Source organism: Roseibium sp., from assembly GCF_048261595.1.
In the GTDB taxonomy this organism is placed as follows: Bacteria; Pseudomonadota; Alphaproteobacteria; order Rhizobiales; family Stappiaceae; genus Roseibium.
The window spans coordinates 1-18390 of sequence record NZ_JBLXFW010000002.1 but is presented as its reverse complement, the minus strand read 5'-3'; the positions used below and the strand labels follow the sequence as shown (position 1 = coordinate 18390).

Here is an 18390-nt window from a genome sequence, read left to right as displayed (position 1 = left end):
GACTGACGCACGTATGGTCCATAGCGGGTCAATGCTTCTCGTGGCCTGGCCTGGAAGGGGGCCGCCGCTGACCAGCTCAGGTCACATGACCAAAGAGCCTTTTCCCCACCTTGCCGCATCGCATTACCTAATGGCACACTCTCTCCTAATGAACAACAAACGGCAATCCTTTTAAGGAGGTAGAGGCGGGACATGACAGAGAATGCGAAGTCCGGAGGGCCGAAAAAGTCCGCGCGAATGAGTGCCCCAAAAGGTGGTGCACGACGCAATGTGCCGACCGATGTGCAAAGGCGTTGGTTGCAGAAGGGCCTCGAACAGCCGGGTGGGAAACTGCCTCTGTTCGATGATGCCGGACGTGAAATTCCTGCCCGTACGATCCGCGCCTGTCTTGCTGCAGGATGGGCAGAGCCTTGGTTTTCCAACCCAATCAAGCCTGACTGGCTCGTCTGCAAATTGACCGACAAGGGAATTTCGGTGCTGTCCGCCAAAAGCAAGTGACCGTGAGCCCCTATGGTCGCAGCTTGCCTCGGCAGCTTTCAGTGAGCAGCACAGGGGCCTGATTTTCCGAGTGTCTTAAAGAAGCCTTTAAAATTCATTTACGGCCGTTAACCAAGTATTCACTTTATTGGGGACATCGCCGCCGAAGCGGTCCATACGGGGCGGCTGGCGACTGTCTTAACGCCTCGTTCGTTCTTCGGGCGCACACTCGTGTCATCGAGACCGGATTGGCCTGGAGGAGCTGTTTCGGTAGACCTGAACATCGTGCGGGGTACGAAAATGGCAATCGCAACCATGGCTCGGTCGGACAGCCGCATGGATCCGACGCCTCCTATCGATCTTGTTGCACTGGCAACTTCTACGCTCGGCAACCGCGACCTGGAACTGGAAGTCCTCCGGATGTTCAAGGCCCAGTCGCAGTCCATGATGAGCCGCATTGGTGGCGAGATGCCCCCCAAGATGCGCAAGGATCTGGTGCATACGCTGAAGGGCTCTGCCCGTGCAGTCGGCGCACTACAGGTGGCACTGGTCTGCGAGGGACTGGAGGCAGAACTGGCGGAAAACCGTGAGCCGCCATTGATCAGCCTGGAAAAGGCCGTTGGCGATGCCAATGCCTACATCGATGACATCCTGGAAGAGTGAGCGATCACGCGATCGGCATCGAGGGACACTGCCGCTTCAAGCGGATGCCTAACAGCGCGCTGCTTTGTGGCTGCAACTGCGGTGGGGTAGAGGCGGATCGGCACCCGTTGCATGAAAATTTGAGCGTCTCTGCCCTCCGCAAACCGCAGGTCGGTCCTTGACCTTTGACCGGAACTCTTTATGTCGGGGTAGAACCCTTACACCTCATCTGATCAGACGCGGATCATGCCAAAAATCACTTACGTTACCGCTGACGGAGCGCGCACCGAAGTTGACGCTCCCGTCGGTTCCACCGTCATGGAAAACGCCATCAAGAACATGGTCCAGGGCATCGAGGCCGAATGCGGCGGTGCCTGCGCCTGTGCGACCTGTCACGTCTATGTCGATGAGGCCTGGGCAGGCAAGGTCGGTTCGCCCGAGCCGATGGAAGAAGACATGCTCGACTTCGCCTACGACGTGAAGCCGACCTCTCGCCTGTCCTGCCAGGTCAAGGTAACCGAGGAACTCGACGGTCTCGTCGTGCATGTTCCCGAACGCCAGGCCTGAGGCGCCGTGGACCGGGGCTTGAGGAGAGTGCCCCGGCATGGACTTCCTGGATTCCAGCCAACAGAAAAGCCCGCCGATTTGGCGGGCTTTTCTTTTTTGAGGTCGTACTGGGCTCACTCCGCCGGCTGAGGCGTCTGCTTCTGGAACCAGAAATTCACCTCGCGGCCCTCTTCAGGGGCCGGCGGGATCATGCTGGACAGGAACAGACTGACCAGGGCCATGGCCGCGCCGGACAGGAAGACCGCCGCTGGCGAGATCAGCCAGACCAGCCCGAAGACGACGGGTATGAAGACCGCCGCGATGTGGTTGATCGTGAAGGCAACGCCAGCTGTCGGCGCGATGTCTGCCGGATCGGCGATCTTCTGGAAGTAGGTCTTGATCGCGATGGCGATGGCGAAGAAGGCGTGGTCGAGAACATAGAGGCTCGCCGCGACCGTCGCATTGGTGACGAAGGCGTAGCTGACGAACACCAGGATCAGGCCGACGTATTCGAACATGAGCGCCTTGCGTTCTCCGAAGCGGACAATCAGCTGACCGATCTTTGGCGCGAGCAGCATGTTGAAGGCGCCGTTCAGCAGAAACAGTCCGGCCACCTCATGTACGTGGTAGCCGAAACGCTCGACCATCAGGAAGCCGGCAAAGACGGTGAAGATCTGGCGCCGCGCCCCGGCCATGAAGGTGAGGGCGTAGTAGAGCCAGTAGCGTCGGCGCAGGATCAGCTTCTTGTGCTGCGGCGTGCCTTCCCGGAAATTCGGGAACATTGCCACCACGCCGGCGAGTACGACCAACGTCAGGCCGCCTGCGACGAGGAACACGGTCGTGAAGGACAGGTCGAACGCCTTCCAACCGATGAAGATGAGGCCGTAGGCAATGAGCTGGGCAAAGGCGCCGACCGAAATGATCTTGCCCATGGACGCGGCAGCGGTCGCTTTGGGCAACCACTGCAGCGACAGCGACTGGTTCATGGTCTCGTAATAGTGAAACCCGACCGACATGACGAAGGTGGTGACGTAAAAGCCCATGGCGCTTGGGAAATAACCCGTGACCGCGACACCTACGCCGAGAAAAGCAAGCGATATGTAGGCGAGGGTCTGCTCGCGCATGACCAGCAGAAAGTAGATCGCCGCGAAACTCAGAAAGCCAGGGATTTCCCGGATGGACTGCTGAATGCCGATTTCACGCCCGGTGAACGAAAGTTCCTGGACGGCGAAGTTGTTCATCAGGTTCCACCAGGCGGCAAATGACAACTGCATGGCGCCAGCCATGATCATCAGAAGTACGGCCGGGGAACGCCAACCGGTCACAGCAGAGGGATCCGCGCTGCGGGTGAAGTAACTCATGTGTGGTTTTGTCCTGAGGGAATTCAATAACTGTCTGGGATTGCTTTTACGCCGCTGGTGAGCTTGCGTGTTAGCGCTGTTTCGTCATCATATGTTTCTGACCCGCCAAATACTGAACTTGCAGGGCGATAATGCAGCGCGATGCATCGATCCACCCGGATCACTATGTCACGACGTCCAAGATGCCCGACATGCCCGTGCAGGCATTTGCCGCCGAGGGTGTGCCGGGCGAAGTAACGACATGGCACAATCATCCGACCGGGCAGCTGTTTCATGTCGTCCGCGGTTCGCTTGCCATCGATACCGAAGTGGGGACCTTCTTCGCGCCACCTGAGCGGGCGGTGTGGCTACCGGCGGGACTGCACCATCAGACGCGCTATCTGGCCGAAACGGAAGTCCGCTACATGTATTTTGGCCGCGAGCACCTCGAGCGGCTACCTCAGACGCCTCGAGTACTTCAAGTGACGACATTGCTGCGCGCCCTGATCCTTGAATTCATGTCTTACCCGCGGAGAGAGATCGTTGACGGGCCGCAGGCGCGGATCGTCGGCGTCATTCTCGATCAGCTCAAGATGCTGCCCGCAGCCCCACTGCAGCTGCCGATGCCCAAGGAGGCGCGCATGCGTCAGCTTTGCGAGCGGATTTTGAGTTGCCCGGCGGAGGTCCCCTTGCTTGCGGTGGCGGCAGAGAGCTGCGCCATGTCAGTGCGTTCGTTCGAGCGCCGGGTCAAGGCCGAGACCGGCCTGAGTTATCGAAACTGGTGTCACCAAGCGAAACTCTTCCGGGCGCTGGAGCTGCTCTCGGGGGGCGGCTCCGTATCCGAGGTATCCCATCTTCTTGGATACGAGGGCCCCAGCGCCTTCGTCTCGACATTCCGGAAGGCGTTCGGAGTTACTCCGGGCCGATATTTCTTATCGGATCCAGGTATTTGATTTGCCTCATGGCCAAGGTCAGCGCCCTGACGGAGAGTGAGCCAACTCAACTCAGGAGGGCTCAATGTTCAAGAAAATCCTGCTGCCGATAGATCCGGCCGAACCCGCTTTCGCCGACGCTGCAATCGAAAAGGCCGTAACCTTTGCCAAGGATTACGGCGCCAAGATCCATCTGGTTGCCGTGTGCCCGGAAGTCCAGACCTTCGTGGCCAGCCAGTTGCCGGAAGGTTTCCAGGAAAAGGAAGTCGCCGAAACCCGTTCCACGCTCGATGAAATCATCGCCAAGATGGGCCTTGCAGGCGGCGTGGTGGATAGCCAGGTGCGGATCGGCTCCGTTTATCATGAGGTTCTGGAAGAAGCGCAGGCTGCCGACTGCGACCTCATTCTCATGACCAGCCACAAGCCGGGTCTCTCGACCTATTTCATCGGTTCCAACGCTGCCCACATCGTGCGCCATGCGCCGTGTTCGGTGATGGTGTTGCGCTGAGGGGTGCCAATTGCTCGACAGGAGACCCCGGTCAGCGTGTCTGGCCGGGGTTTTCGTTGTTTGAGAGGTGACTAGCGTGCCAGCTCCTTCATGGCCTCCGTCAGGCCCTCAACAGTGAGCGGGTACATGCGGTTTTCCATCAGCTCCTGAAGCATGCGGATGGAATGGGTATAGCCCCAGTGCTCCTGGCGGACCGGGTTCAGCCAGACAGCGCTTTTGTATAGCCCGGTCACCCTTTGCATCCAGGCAGACCCCGCCTCTTCGTTCCAGTGCTCCACGGACCCACCAGCATAGGCGATCTCGTAGGGGCTCATGGAGGCGTCGCCGACAAAGATCACCTTGTAGTCGGCTGGATACTTGTGCAGCACATCCATGGTGTTGATGCGCTCCGCATGACGTCGCCGGTTCTCCTTCCAGACATACTCGTAAAGGCAGTTGTGGAAGTAGAAATGCTCCATGACCTTGAACTCGGTGCGGGCGGCCGAGAACAGCTCCTCGCAGACGCGGATATGATCATCCATGGAGCCGCCGATATCGAAGAACAGCAGAACCTTGACCGCATTGCGCCGTTCGGGGCGCATCTTCACATCCAGAAGGCCCCTGTGGGCCGTGGCGCGAATGGTGTTGTCGAGGTCGAGTTCTTCTGCCGCTCCGGTGCGCGCGAAATTGCGCAGTCTTTTCAGGGCGACCTGAATATTGCGGGTGCCGAGCGCCAGGCTGTCATCTAGGTCCTTGAACTCACGCTTGTCCCAGACCTTGACCGCGCGCCGGTGGCGGCTTTCATGTTGGCCGATGCGCACGCCTTCCGGGTTGTAGCCGTAGGCACCGAAAGGCGAGGTGCCGGCCGTGCCGATCCACTTGTTTCCGCCCTGGTGCCGCTTCTGCTGTTCCTTGAGGCGTTCCCGCAAGGTCTCCATCAGCTTTTCAAAGCCGCCCAGGGCTTCGATCTGCGCTTTTTCCTCTTCCGAGAGATGTTTTTCGGCGAGCTTGCGTAGCCATTCTTCCGGGATGTCGGTGACCGGCACGTCGCTCATCAGGTCGAGACCCTTGAAGACATTGCCGAAAACCCGGTCGAACTTGTCGAGGTTGCTCTCGTCCTTCACCAGCGCCGTGCGGGCGAGATAGTAGAAATCCTCGACCCGGCGCTCTGCCAGATCCTTTTCCAGCGCTTCCATGAGCGTCAGGTACTCGCGCAGGGAAACCGGCACGCCGGCAGATTTCAGCTCGGTGAAGAAGTCGATGAACATGGGGGCAAATTACCTGCGTGCAGCTGAGCTGTCGAGCCGCCAGCTAGCGCCCGCCGTCTTCTTTCTCTGCTGTCCTGACCAGCTCGCTCATGAAGTCCGAGACCTTCGGTCCCTTGGTGGCGACAAAGGGCACGGGACGGCAGACCGCAATCGCGGCGATGCCGATGCGGGCGGTCAGAAGTCCGTTGATCACGCCTTCTCCGAGACGCGCTGAAAGGCGTGCTGCAAGCCCGTGACCGAGCACCTGAGACGCCAGGCTGTCACCCGCGGCCATACCTCCGGTCAGGGCAAGATGGGTTGCCACATGGCGGGCCAGCCGGAAGAAGCCGAGGGTGCCGGGACGGCCGCCGTAAAGCGCGGACAGCCTGCGGATCGTGCGCATGTTCTCGAACAGCACGGCAAGGAGATCCACAAGGGCGCGCGGGCTGACGGCGGTTACCAGAGACACCCGCTTGGCACTGTTCATGACGATGCGCCGGGCTTCCAGATCAAGGGGTGCCAGCAGGTCCCGTTCGGCCAGGATGACCAGATCGCGGCCATCGATGACTTCGCGCATGTGGCCGGAAAGCGCCTTGCGGCCGCGCGCTGTTTCCGGACGGTCGGCGTAAAGTCCGAGCAACTCCTTCAAGCCCTGTTGGGCTGCCTTCGCATCGTCCGCCTCAGCTGCCTGTCCAAGGCCTTCGCGCAGATGGTCGATCTTGCCGACGCGCATGATGCCGAGCAGCTCGCGTAAAATCAGGCCGAGGAGACCGAGTGCGGCAAGTCCGGCGAGCGCGACAGCGCTCCAGCCCAGCCAGTCGGTGCGGGCAAAGAGGTCCCGGATCAGGCTGTCGATAGCAAGTCCCACGGAAAGGCTGACAAGGCCGCCGAGGCCGATGGCGATCCACTTGCCAAAGGAAAAGCCCTTGCGAGGGCGGCTGGCTTCGGCAGGAAGCCGGGGAACCCCGTCGATCTCGTCATAGGGCGTAATCAGCGCTTCCGCGCTCAGGCTTTGGTCGTGCTCGTCGTCCGCAAAGCGGACCCGCTCGTCATCAAGGGCGAAAGCCGCCGGACGCCGTTGGGTCCTCGTCGGAGAGGGGGACGAGGTTTCATCGGTTCGGCGCGTCATGCGAGGCGGTCTCCGATCAGGAATTCAATCGCCCGGTCAAGCCGGATATGGGGCAGCGAGAGGCTCATGCCCTCTGCCGTGCGCTGGAGCTTTGGCGGGCGGAAACGCAGGAATTGAAGTGATGGATCACCATAGGTCACTTTTTCAGAAGATGATTCAACTGGCCGGAAAATTGATTCAGGATTTGTCGGCAAATCCCCGGGGAACATGGCGATTTCGGACATTCCATCGAAGCTCTTGCCATCCAGCATCTCGCCCGGCAGCGGCGTTCCGAGGATCGCCGGCAACTCTTCGCCTGCATGCTTGACGGAGGCCTCACGTGTGGCCCTGACGGCAGCCATGGCGAGGATGTCCACCTCGGCGCCCTTGAACCGGGCGTGCTCCATGCCGCGCTGAACCAGCAGCTTCAGGATTGCCTGCAGCCGGTCATGGTCGGTGCGGTTGAGGTGATCGGCCTTGGTCGCGGCGAACAGGATCCTGTCGATCCGGCGGGTCAGGATGGAGGCGAGCCAGCTGCGTTTTCCCGGACGAAAGGAGGTCAGGACCTCGCCGAGCGCTGCCTGCAGATCTGCAAGCGCATCGGGTCCTGCGTTGAGAGCATGAAGCACATCGACGAGGACGATCTGGCGGTCGAGGCGGGCAAAGTGGTCCCGGAAGAATGGCCTGACGACATGGCTCTTGTAGGCCTCGTAGCGCCGTTCCATCATCGCCCGGAAGGTGCCGCTTCGCGCCGGTGCAGCATCGAAGGCAATATCGAGAGGGGCGAAGGTGAGGGCAGGCGAACCATCCAGATCGCCCGGCATCAGGAACCTTCCCGGCGGCAGCATCGAGAGGGCGTGCGTATCTTCACGGCAGGCGGCCAGATAAGTCTTGAACGCGCCTGAGAGGCGCTGGGCCTCGGTCTCCGTTTCAGGGCCGTCCGGATCGATCTTGTCGAGCTCCTGAAGGAAAGGCGCGGCGATCTGGGCACGGTTCGCGGCTCGCGCCCTCGACAGGGCCTCTGCGGAAAACTCGGCGTAACTCTTTTTCAGAAGCGGCAGATCAAGCAGCCATTCGCCCGGATAGTCGATGACGTCCAGATGCAGCTTGCCAGGGCCGAGCTTGCGAGAAAGGTAGGATGCACTTTCATATTCGATCGTGAGGCGAAGCTCGGACACCTGCCGGGTCGACTGCGGCCAGATGCGCTCGTCGACGAGAGCCGCCACATGGGTTTCATAGTCGAAGCGGGGAACAGCATCATCCGGCTGCGGCTGAAGGAACGCACGGGTGAGCCGTCCTCCGGCGGCGGCGCCGAACACCGGAAGGCGCCCGCCATGCACCAGGTTGTGAACGAGTGCGGTGATGAAGACGGTCTTGCCGGCCCTCGCCAGACCGGTTACGCCGAGCCGAACGCTCGGAACGGTCAGATCCGTGGCTGCGTCTGTAATGTTGGCAAGGGTCAGCCGCGCTTCGTCGGCCAGGTTTTGCAGTCGCTTCAAGTGTCTACCTCCGCCCGGTGATGTAGGCACTGAAGCTCGGCTTCGCAATCATCCCTCTTCGCCGGGAAGGCTGCGGGGCTTGATGAAGGCCTCGAGGCGACAGGTCTCCGGCTTGAGGTCGGCCCAGCGGTCGATCGGGCATTCGTAGATTGCAAGTGCTCCCGAGGGGTACTTTAGCTCCATGTCCGATTTCAGCTCCATCTCGCCGGAGCCGAAGAGGCCATGTGCGGACTGCTCGATGGCAGGGTTGTGACCGATCACCATGAGTGTCCTGGCGTCCTTGCCGAATTGGCGGATCTGCGGCAGGTAATTGCCTTCACTGTCATCATAAAGGGTATGCAGGAGCCTGACGTCCGCTTCGTGCGTCATGACCGGAAGCAGCCGGGACAGCGTTTCGCGGGTTCGCCGGGCGGTGGAGCACAGGATCAGGTTTGGCTTCAGCTTGGCTTCTGCAAGAAACGTCGCCATGGCCCGTGCGGCGCTGCGTCCCCGGCTGTTGAGCGGCCTGTCGAAATCCCGCAATTCAGCATCGGCCCAGTCGGATTTCGCGTGGCGTAGCAATAACAAGCGAAGCAAAGGTTTCTCCCAGGTGGCCCGGCGGCTCTTGTTTGTCGGCGGTGCTCGGGTTTGGGGTGCGCCGCGATGCTCCGGTCAGTTCTGTCTGTTCAATATATCGGTGAAGGCGGCGAATGCAGGGCCGATGTCCGTTTCCTGTTGGGGAAGCGTGTAGGACATCCAGACCGTGAAATCGGCCTTTTCACCGGCAAAGCGCCAGAGCGTTTCGTATTGAATGTTCGGCGTCCAGTCATTGGTGACGAAAGTGATGCCGCCTGCACCCGCACCCGACAATTGCACCCGGCGAAAGCCGCTTGAGCGGTAGCTGTTCAGATAATCGCTTGCGGCACGCGAACTTGTGCCGGGGACATGCTGGCGAAGGATCGCGCGCAGACCTTCCCGCCCGGAATAAACGCAGCCGGCCAGCCGGTCCGCATCGGCGGCCAGAACCTTGGTGCGGAAGAGTTCGCCGACGATATCGGGACAGCGAAGACCGCTGAAGTGGCGCATGCCGCGCACGTCGCTGACCCAGCCTACCTGTTGTTCGACGGTGTTTGACTGGGCGTTCGCCTTGCCCATCGGTCCGGATAGGACACCAAGGGCCACAAGGCATGCACCGAGACAAAAGAGCCTCGCTGTCAATCTTGTGTTCCCAGGCTGCGTCATTGTCTTCTCTGGCTGGAGAATCGAAATCCTATTGTCGTTCGCGCCTTGCCATGAAGGCAAGCCTTTCGAACAGGTGCACGTCCTGCTCGTTCTTCAGAAGTGCGCCGTGAAGCGGCGGGATCAGCTTCTTGCTGTCCGCCGTCCTGAGGGTCTCGGCATCAATGTCTTCGTTGACGAGGAGCTTGATCCAGTCGATCAGTTCCGATGTCGAAGGCTTCTTCTTCAGGCCGGGGACGTCGCGGACCTGATAGAACAGCGTCAGGGCTTCGTGCAGCAGGCGTTGCTTCAGGCCGGGGAAATGAACGTCCACGATCTCGGCCATCGTGTCCTTGTCCGGGAACTTGATGAAGTGGAAGAAGCACCGGCGCAGGAAGGCATCCGGCAGATCCTTCTCATTGTTCGAGGTGATGATTACCACGGGACGGCGAACCGCCTTGACGGTTTCGCCGGTCTCATAGACGTGGAACTGCATGCGGTCGAGTTCGAGCAGCAGATCGTTTGGAAACTCGATGTCTGCCTTGTCGATTTCGTCGATCAGCAGGACGGGACGCTCCGGGGCGGTAAACGCCTCCCAAAGCTTGCCCTTGCGGATGTAGTTGTTGATGTCCTTCACGCGCTCGTCGCCAAGCTGGCTGTCACGCAGACGAGAGACCGCGTCATATTCGTAAAGGCCCTGCTGTGCCTTCGTGGTCGACTTCACGTGCCATTCGATCAGTGGCGCATTGAGCGCGGCAGCGACCTGCTCCGCGAGGATCGTCTTGCCTGTGCCAGGTTCGCCTTTCACCAGCAGCGGGCGTTCCAGGGCAACGGCTGCATTGACTGCGATCCGCAGGTCTTCGGTCGCGATGTAGTTGTCAGTTCCTTCGAAGCGCATTCGCTATTCCCGTCATTTCATTTGCGCAGAGACTATGGTCGGCGTGTGCACTGCGCAAGAGACGCGATGGCGCATCTGCAGGTTCTGCCGGGTAGACGGTTTTTTCCTGCTCACCCGGAATCTTTTGCCTCTCGGTCGCTTTCTTCCCAGTGGGCGAGTGATGGCTTTGTGGAATGATTTATTTTAAGTCATTGAATTACAATAATAAATTTTGTCGATCTGGATTGGCATGCCGATTGCGATTGTTCCGGCAGACATTTGGGCGAGGGCCCGGACCTGAAGAGGAACTAGCATGGGTATTTACGGAGCAATCAACGCCGCAGTTTCCGGCTTGGCGGCACAGGCGCAGGCCCTGGAGAATATTTCCGGTAACGTCGCCAACTCACAGACCACCGGCTACAAGCGCCTGGACACCACGTTCTCCGATCTGGTTTCGGGTGGCGGTACCGTTCAGGCGGATCAGGTCTCCGGCACGACCTACGCGACGTCGCGCGCAACCAACACCATCCAGGGTGATATCTCCGGCAACGACGTCGATACCTATATGGCCATCAAGGGGTCCGGGTATTTTGTCGTTACAGCCGCCAACGATGTCGTGGACGGGCAGACGACTTTTGCGGACACCAGCTACTACACCCGCGCCGGTGACTTCGAGCTCGATGAGAACGGCTTCATGGTCAACAGCTCGGGCTACTACCTGATGGGCTTCCAGCTTGATCCGGATTCCGGCAACCCGATCGGTGATGCGCCTGGCGTGATCCAGATCGACGACCAGCCGATCCCGGCGGAGGCAACGACGCTGATCGACTATCAGGCGAACCTGCCGACCGTCCCGCGTACCAATGACTACGATGGTTCTGATCCGGCCACGTCGCTTCTGAATGCGACGCTGGGTACCGGTCCCGTTACCGTGGCAAATGAAGATATTTTCCTCGATAGCACCATCTCTGGCGGATCGGTTACCATCTACAACGACAACGGCACGCCGCTGAATGTCGAGGTTCGTTGGGGCAAGACCAACAATACGACCGATGATGATTGGTCCATGTATATCAGCACTGGCGGTGATGCGACCAACTCATGGAACCGCGTAGGGACTGTCAGCTTTGATGCGTCGGGCGACCTGGATGCGGTCGCTGTGGTCGCTAGTGATATCGGTGTGGTCAACGGTACATCGGATGGCTTCATCATCGGTACCCTCAAGGTTGGTGACGTGACCACAACCAACGTCGAGATCTCCTTCCCGAATGGCGCTCTGAGCCAGTACTCCGACCCGACTGGTGTCGCTTCTTCGGTGACGCTGGATCAGGATGGTTATGCGGCCGGTGAGATCGTCGGTATCTCCATCGACCAGTCCGGCCGTATCAACGCCAGCTACTCCAACAGCCAGACCCGTGGCTTGTATGAAATCCCGCTTGCGACCTTTGATGCCGAGCAGGCGCTGGAGCGTGTGGATGGTGCAGCCTTTGCCGCGACACCGACCTCCGGCGTGCCGGACCTGACCCGCGGCGGCGCGATCATCGCCAACGCCCTGGAACTGTCCAACGCGGATATCGCCTCGGAGTTCTCCAAGCTGATCATCACCCAGCAGGCCTATTCGGCAAACTCCAAGGTCGTCACATCGTCCGACGAGATGCTGGACGATGCCCTGAACATGGTCCGCTAATAAGCCCTGCCGGCGGGACGGGACTCCCGCCGGTCCACCCCTGCGTCAAGAGTTAAGGAGGCGAAGCCATGGGTCTGACATCAGCTCTGAACACGGCCCTGTTCGGCCTCACGTTCAATCAGCGGCAGATCGACGTCACCGCGGCGAATATCGCCAACGCGGACACGCAGGGGTATTCGACCAAGACGGTCGAGGCCAACGTCTTCTTCGACGGTCGCGGCAATGTTTCCGGCATCCTGTCGAGCGAAGTCCGTCGCGTGGTCGACGAAAATATCCAGGCTTCCTATTTCAGCTCGCTGTCGGAGACCAATTACGCTTCGCAGATCGCGAACTTCACCAGCCGGCTGGATGATCTGTTCGGGACGCTCGAGGACGGGTCGGGCCTGAACTCGCTGATGACGGAATATTCCAATGCGCTCTCGTCGCTTGTGAATGACCCGGGCGGCTATCCGGCGCAGCAGGAGGTGGTGGCCGCGGCCGATGCGCTGGCGCGGCAGTTGAACCTGTCCTACACGGCGATCGAAGACATGCGTATCGACGCCGATACCCTGATGCGTGCGGAAGCCGAAGACATCAATGAGCTTCTTGTCAGCCTTCAGGACATCGACGAGAAAATACACGAATCCCGCTCCATTGATGTCTCGGTTGCCGATCTCCTCGACCAGCGTGATCGCTACGTCGAGCAGCTTTCCGGATACCTCGACATCGAGGTGACCGAGGAAAGCAGCGGCATGCTGCAGATCAAGACCGATACCGGTCAGCAGCTTCTTGCCAACAATCAGGTTTCGTCGGTTTCCTTTACTGCCAGCTCCTTCTTGCGGCCGGGGGAAAGCGGAAATTCCATCATCGCCACCACGCCCGGCGGCACAAAGTTCGACCTGGTCCAGAACTCGCAATCAGGTTCGATCGTGGCGCTCAGCGAAATGCGCGACGAGGTTCTCGTCGAGGCGCAGCGCCAGCTCGACACGATTGCCGCCGAACTTTCGATTTCCATGTCCAATGTGACGGTGCCCGGGAGCGCGGTCACGGTGGTTCCGGACGACGGCTACGTTCTGGACGTTTCCGGACTGCAGGCCGGCAATACGGTGTCTTTGACATACACCGACACGGCAGGCGCAACGCAGAACGTAACCTTCGTCGCGGTTACCGATGCGTCCCTGCTTCCGCTGGACGATACCGAGACCGCACGGCCGGACGATACGGTCTATGGTATTGATATTTCGAGTGGAACGCCGGCGACTTATGTAGCGCAGATGGTTGCGGCCCTTGCCGCTACGCCGCTTCAGGCCAGCGACGATGGGTCCGGCAATCTGCAGGTTCTGGGCGACGTTAGCGCCCCCTCGGCAGTGACCAGCCTGAGCGCGAATATCACACCGACGGCAAATACCGACCAGGGACTTGGCCTGTCCATCTTCGTTGACAGCAGGGCGGGGCAGGAGATCTTCACCGATGCGCTGGAAAACGGTGGGCAGCGAGTCGGATATGCGAAGTCGTTTGCGGTCAATGCGGACCTGAAGGCCGACAGCTCGCTGCTCGTCACATACGAGACGGTTCCGAGCGTCAACTCCGACAATGATTCCGCTCGGGCCGAATATCTTCTCGAAAAGCTGACGGCCACTCCAAAGGCTTACGACGCGGGCGCGGGCATCGGGAATACCGGCGCGCCCTACGAGGGAACATTGCTTGCCTACGTCAACCAGGTGGTTGCCTATCAGGGAAACCAGGCAAACGACGCGGCTGCCTATGCCCAGGCCAAGGAAACGCTGACCACCAATCTGGCGATCCGCTACGAGGAAAGCTACTCGGTCAACGTGGACGCTGAAATGGCATTTCTGATCGAACTCGAGAACGCTTATGCGGCCAACGCAAGGGTCATGCAGGCGGTGAACGAGCTGTTCGATGTCCTGTTGAATACTGTGTAGTAGGTGCATCATGGCCATTGGTACGATTACCACTTCCCGGTCATACATGACCAAGCAGGTAACCAGCCTGAGCAAGACGCTGACGGAAAAGACTACGCAGCTTGCAACGGGCAAGGTCTCCAGCACCTATGGCGGTATCGGCAACAACCGCTTGCTGGATCTCGAGCTTTCCCAGCGGGTGGGCCGGATCGAGGCCTACCAGGAAACCATCGTTCACGCGAACCTTCACATCGAGACGTTGAACCTGACGCTGGACCGCCTGGAAGACCTTCGCATCGACGGCAAGTCCGCGATCGATCCAAATGATTTCGAGCTTCAGGCCGATGGGCAGACCCGATCCCAGGCGACCGCCGAGATCCTGCTCTACGAAGCGGTCAACCTACTGAACACGGAAGTGGCCGGACACTATCTCTATGGCGGCAGCAATGCCACGAACGACCCCGTCGCCGGCGTCAAGGAGATCCTGGACGGAACGTTGACACGTGCCGGTCTGCGGCAGGTCGTGGACGAATTCTACCAGGCAAATCTCGGTCCGAACGACAATGGTCGGCTCGACGTGTCCGCCCTGACGACCAACTATGCCGGTCCTACGCCAACGGATTCCACCTTCACGATTGCCGAAGACGGGGCCCATGATTTCGGCTTCGATATCTCGGCAGTTTCATCGAACCTGACCAATGTTTCCATCACCGGTCCGGCTGGGGGAGTGGATCCGGACAGCTTCGACATCCAGTTCACAGGTCAGCCGGAGCTGGGCGAAAGCATCACCCTGGAATTCACCATGCCGCCGGCGCATGACGAGCCGGTGGTCTTCACCTTCACCGCCAATTCGATTGGCGGCGAGGATGACACCTTTGCGATCGGGGCGGACCTGGAGGAGACGGCCAACAATCTTCGCGACGCGATGATCGCCAGGCTCGAAAAGGAGGCTCAAACGACGCTCAGGGCAGCCTCCGATGAATGGGCGGCGAACAGCTTCTTCGATACCTTCGCAGGCGGTGAGCCCGTGCGTGTGGACGGACCGCCCTTCGATACCGCCACAGGGCTTGTCTCCGGCGCGGCCAACACGGTCATCTGGTACACCGGTGAGAACAGCGCAACGACCGACGCACGGGCCGACAAGACGGCGGTGATCGACACCAACCTTTCGGTGAACTACGGAGCCCGTGCGAACGAGGACGGGCTGACGGATGTCATCAAGGCCCTGGCGACCTTCATCAGCGCCGATTTCTCCGATGGCTACGACCTGACCAAGCTGCATTATTCTGCCCTCAGCGACAGGATGCGTACCGTCCTCGAGCCGGATACGGCGGACCAGTCGGGCATCGTGGATATCACCACAGAGATCTCGGTCGCCTACCGCACCGTGCAGAGCACCGATGACCGGCACGACCAGATGCGTTCAAGCTATCTTGGGACGATCGATACCATAGAGGGCGTCGACAACGAGCTGCTGGCCGCTGAGATCCTTCAGCTTCAGACGAACATCGAAGCCTCCTACAGGGCATCCTCGATTGTCTATCAGCTCAGCATCGTCGATTATCTTTAAAGGCAGAGACGGCACGTAGTTCCGCCGTCAGATGCAGTAAACCGACAAACATAGAAAAGGCCGGAGCATGGATTGATGCTCCGGCCTTTCTTGTTCGCTTGCATGCCATGCCTATTCGGGGCGGGCGCGAAGTCCTTCGGCAATGTTGCGGTTGATCGAGATAAGCGTGCCGAGCTTCTCCGGCACCGGATCGATCATTATTGCCATGGTGTGCTTGAAAACGAAGACGCCCAGTGACGCCATGTTGTTCTTGATGTCCTGGGGAAGCTGGCTTTCCGCGCTCGTGGCGGAAGTCACCAGGATCGTCCAAAGCTTTCTGTTGTAGGATAGAGCCTCATCCTTCTCTGCGAAGGAGGTTTCTTCCCAATCATCCTTGATCAATTGTAGCCGGGCGGCTGCCTTCATCAGAAGGGTCGCTTCCAGCTCCCTCGGCGACACCGCCACCTGGCTCGTCTTCTGGTAAGCCTGCGCTGCCTGTTTGTACATGACCGATCAGCGTCCTCTCGTACTCGATAAGCTTACGTGCTTCTTTCAGGGCCTTGTAGAAAGCGCCGCCGATGATCGCGTTACTGATGCGCGTAACGTATGGGATCGTGCTCGGAGCTGCCTTTACAATGTCATTCACAAGAGTGAAGTAATTCTCCTGAATTTTGTCCACTTCACTGGAGAGATACATAAGCTGCACGGCTAGATAGACGCGTTTGGCTGGTGTATCCGCGGTGGCCGGTGTGAGAATGTCCTTTTCTCGCAGGATTGGCGCCTGTCCTTCGATGAACAAACGGGTCCGCTGGTTGTCATTGGTGATTACAGAGTCACCGATGATAATGCGTTCGCCCGGTTTAAGCTCGACCTTGAGCGCCATTCCCTGACCTCCACTCCCCAGTATCGGGCACCAATGTTGCGCAAAGGTTAACGCGCCGCGCCCGATACCTTAACGAATTACCCGTTTTGATTAACCGAACAGGCTCAAGACGCTCTGTTCTGCCTGGTTGGCGAGGGACAGGGCGGTGGACGACAACTGCTGACGGGTCTGGAGGGCCAGCATATTCGCGCCTTCCTCGTTCATGTCAGCGATCGTCAGGGCGCCGGCGCCGACTTCAAGCGTGTTGATCAGCTCTTCGGTGAAATCCGTCCGGATTTCCACCGTGGACAGGCTCGTGCCGAGGTTGCCAGCGGCCGCACGCAGCTCATCAAGCGCAGAGTTGATCGACTGTAGCACGCGTTCGATGTCAGTGTCCTTGGCGAAGTCCGAGTCGGTTGCCAGGATATTCACGCTGCCGTCCGTGACGCTTAGATCGCGAATATTGAAGTCGTTATTGGTGCTGGTAATGCTCCAGGAGACATCGCCGATCAAGGAGATGCTGCCCGCGGTGAAGTTGGCATCGAGGCCTTTGACCGACTTGATCAGGCTGACCAGATCACTGACGGTGGTGTTTTCGTCGATCTCGATGGAGGCGGCTTCAAAGCCGTTGCCATCGGTGATGTAGAGAACATCGTCGATATCGAAGCCACCGGAGCTGATCAGGGTAGAGCCTGCCGTCATGACCGACGTTACAAGGGTCGTCGTACCGGTGCCGACGCCGCCGTTGGTTGCGTTGCCACCGCCGGCGTTGTCCTTGTTGATCGTCAGGGATACGGCCGGATCGAGGCCGGAAACGACGGTGATCTGATCGGTATCCTCGTCAAAAGTCGCCTTCAAACCCTGCATATCGTTGATGGCGTTGACGTAATCCTGAACGGTCTCGATCTCGCCCGGGTTGGAGCCCACAGTCAGGGTCTTGGTGGTCGTACCGTCGAAGATGGTGACCTGGTCACCGTCTGCCCAGTCGGCCAGGTCGGACAGTTTGGACGATGCCTGCAATCCCGTCAGATCGAGGGTCGTCGTTCCTGCCGCGAGGGTAAAGGAATTTGTTGCCCCGGCACCGACGCCAAGGTCGTTCAGGGCAAGCCCGGTGGACAGCGTGGTATCGGTGAAATCGACCGGATGGACGGTCAGGTTCGAGGTGCTGTCCTCGTTGAAGATAACCTGCAGTTCGTTGCCTGCGCCCGCCAGAAGGTTCTTGCCCTTGTAGTCGGAGTCGCGCGCCAGATCCTCGATCTGCTCGAGAATGTCATTATAGCGCTCGGCGTAGGTCTTGCGTTGGTATTCGCTCTGGGTCTGCAGCGCCTGGTTGGCGATTGCCTTTGCGGACTCAACGAGTTTGGTGATTGCGGTGATGCCGTCGTCCGCTGCGCGGATCGTCTGGACGGCCTGGCCCATGTTGTCGAGCAGGTTGGACAGGTCGTTCGCCCGGTCAGTCAGACCTGCTGCGGTGAAGAACGAGTTCGGATTGTCCAGGGCGGAGTTGACCTTCAAACCGGTCGCGAGACGGTTTTGCGTTGTCGACTGCAGCTTCGCCGTGCTTTTCAACGAGAGCAAGTTTTCCCGAACGGCACTCGAAAGAACAATATCGCTCATTTGGGCTCACCACATCATTTGGTGCCTGAATTGATAGGCACGCGTTTCCAATGCCTTCTGGCAGAAGGTCTCGATCCTCAAATTGTAAATGGAAAGTTAAGCGACCGTGCACCTGTTAAAGGTTTGGTAAGAAGAGTTACCAAAAACTTTCTTTTAAGTAGTTGGATTCGTTCGGGAAAAAAATTCAAGTTTTGGAGGGTGTTAATGCCGCCAAATGCAAAACGGCGGGGCAATGCCCCGCCGTTCCTGGTTGTCAGCTTGTGAGTCGTGCGTCTGACTGATTCTTCTTAGAAGAGGGAGAGAACCGTCTGGTCCGCCTGCGACGCGAACGAGAGGGACGTTGATGCAAGCTGCTGGCGGGTCTGCAGGGCCAGGAGGTTTGCACCTTCCTCGTTGGTATCAGCCAGGGTCAGTTTACCTGC

The 18390-nt window shown here is 59.4% G+C and carries 18 protein-coding genes; 7 read left to right on the top strand and 11 right to left on the bottom strand.

Annotated features, from left to right (window positions below; all coding sequences use genetic code 11):
* Positions 1–777 precede the first annotated feature (777 nt).
* Together ACN0SY_RS07435 and ACN0SY_RS07430 are read left to right on the top strand one after the other, a co-directional pair.
* Positions 778–1140: an Hpt domain-containing protein gene (locus ACN0SY_RS07435; protein WP_417685952.1), complete on the top strand. Its 363-nt coding sequence runs from the start codon at positions 778–780 to the stop codon at positions 1138–1140.
* A 225-nt stretch (positions 1141–1365) separates the two neighbouring features.
* Positions 1366–1686: a 2Fe-2S iron-sulfur cluster-binding protein gene (locus ACN0SY_RS07430; protein ID WP_417685950.1), complete on the top strand. Its 321-nt coding sequence runs from the start codon at positions 1366–1368 to the stop codon at positions 1684–1686.
* A 113-nt stretch (positions 1687–1799) separates the two neighbouring features.
* Here ACN0SY_RS07430 and ACN0SY_RS07425 read toward each other — a convergent pair whose 3' ends face one another.
* Entirely contained in the window at positions 1800–3026 is a 1227-nt protein-coding gene (locus ACN0SY_RS07425) for an MFS transporter (RefSeq protein ID WP_417685948.1), read from the bottom strand.
* A gap of 131 nt (positions 3027–3157) precedes the next feature.
* On the opposite strand from ACN0SY_RS07425, the gene ACN0SY_RS07420 reads away from it, so the two are divergent.
* Both ACN0SY_RS07420 and ACN0SY_RS07415 read left to right on the top strand, forming a co-directional pair.
* Positions 3158–3958, top strand: a complete 801-nt coding sequence (locus ACN0SY_RS07420; RefSeq protein WP_417685946.1) for an AraC family transcriptional regulator — start codon at positions 3158–3160, stop codon at positions 3956–3958.
* A 64-nt stretch (positions 3959–4022) separates the two neighbouring features.
* The gene (locus ACN0SY_RS07415) at positions 4023–4445 is read left to right on the top strand and encodes a universal stress protein (RefSeq protein WP_417685944.1); all 423 of its coding nucleotides are present in this window, start codon (positions 4023–4025) and stop codon (positions 4443–4445) included.
* Positions 4446–4516: 71 nt separating this feature from the next.
* On the opposite strand, the gene ACN0SY_RS07410 is transcribed toward ACN0SY_RS07415, so the two are convergent.
* The 6 genes from ACN0SY_RS07410 to ACN0SY_RS07385 all read right to left on the bottom strand — a co-directional run bounded on the left by ACN0SY_RS07410 (position 4517) and on the right by ACN0SY_RS07385 (position 10373).
* Entirely contained in the window at positions 4517–5692 is a 1176-nt protein-coding gene (locus ACN0SY_RS07410) for a vWA domain-containing protein (protein ID WP_417685943.1), read from the bottom strand.
* Positions 5693–5735: 43 nt separating this feature from the next.
* Positions 5736–6800: a YcjF family protein gene (locus ACN0SY_RS07405; RefSeq protein ID WP_417685941.1), complete on the bottom strand. Its 1065-nt coding sequence runs from the start codon at positions 6798–6800 to the stop codon at positions 5736–5738.
* Complete coding sequence (locus tag ACN0SY_RS07400) at positions 6797–8278, bottom strand: YcjX family protein (protein ID WP_417685939.1); 1482 nt, start codon at positions 8276–8278, stop codon at positions 6797–6799. The genes ACN0SY_RS07405 and ACN0SY_RS07400 overlap by 4 nt, the downstream gene beginning before the upstream one ends.
* Positions 8279–8326: 48 nt before the next feature.
* Positions 8327–8854: a SixA phosphatase family protein gene (locus ACN0SY_RS07395; protein ID WP_417685937.1), complete on the bottom strand. Its 528-nt coding sequence runs from the start codon at positions 8852–8854 to the stop codon at positions 8327–8329.
* A 75-nt stretch (positions 8855–8929) separates the two neighbouring features.
* Complete coding sequence (locus ACN0SY_RS07390; protein ID WP_417685935.1) at positions 8930–9475, bottom strand: hypothetical protein; 546 nt, start codon at positions 9473–9475, stop codon at positions 8930–8932.
* A 52-nt stretch (positions 9476–9527) separates the two neighbouring features.
* On the bottom strand, positions 9528–10373 hold the full coding sequence (locus ACN0SY_RS07385; RefSeq protein WP_417685933.1) for an AAA family ATPase: 846 nt from the start codon (positions 10371–10373) through the stop codon (positions 9528–9530).
* 292 nt (positions 10374–10665) lie between these two features.
* Here ACN0SY_RS07385 and ACN0SY_RS07380 point away from each other — a divergent pair, with 292 nt between their 5' ends.
* The 3 genes from ACN0SY_RS07380 (at position 10666) to ACN0SY_RS07370 (ending at position 15510) form a co-directional block, all read left to right on the top strand.
* A complete protein-coding gene (locus tag ACN0SY_RS07380; protein WP_417685932.1) occupies positions 10666–12039 on the top strand; it encodes a flagellar hook protein FlgE in 1374 nt (457 codons plus the stop codon).
* Between the two features lie 68 nt (positions 12040–12107).
* On the top strand, positions 12108–13961 hold the full coding sequence (gene flgK, locus ACN0SY_RS07375) for a flagellar hook-associated protein FlgK (protein ID WP_417685930.1): 1854 nt from the start codon (positions 12108–12110) through the stop codon (positions 13959–13961).
* A 10-nt stretch (positions 13962–13971) separates the two neighbouring features.
* Complete coding sequence (locus ACN0SY_RS07370) at positions 13972–15510, top strand: flagellar protein (RefSeq protein WP_417685928.1); 1539 nt, start codon at positions 13972–13974, stop codon at positions 15508–15510.
* Positions 15511–15621: 111 nt separating this feature from the next.
* On the opposite strand, the gene flaF is transcribed toward ACN0SY_RS07370, so the two are convergent.
* The 4 genes from flaF to ACN0SY_RS07350 form a co-directional block, all read right to left on the bottom strand.
* Positions 15622–15996: a flagellar biosynthesis regulator FlaF gene (flaF, locus tag ACN0SY_RS07365; RefSeq protein WP_417685926.1), complete on the bottom strand. Its 375-nt coding sequence runs from the start codon at positions 15994–15996 to the stop codon at positions 15622–15624.
* On the bottom strand, positions 15878–16372 hold the full coding sequence (gene flbT / locus ACN0SY_RS07360; RefSeq protein WP_417685924.1) for a flagellar biosynthesis repressor FlbT: 495 nt from the start codon (positions 16370–16372) through the stop codon (positions 15878–15880). The genes flaF and flbT overlap by 119 nt, the downstream gene beginning before the upstream one ends.
* 90 nt (positions 16373–16462) lie before the next feature.
* Entirely contained in the window at positions 16463–17968 is a 1506-nt protein-coding gene (locus ACN0SY_RS07355; RefSeq protein WP_417685922.1) for a flagellin, read from the bottom strand.
* 287 nt (positions 17969–18255) lie between these two features.
* On the bottom strand, positions 18256–18390 hold a 135-nt coding region (locus tag ACN0SY_RS07350; protein WP_417687187.1), incomplete at its 5' end, for a flagellin.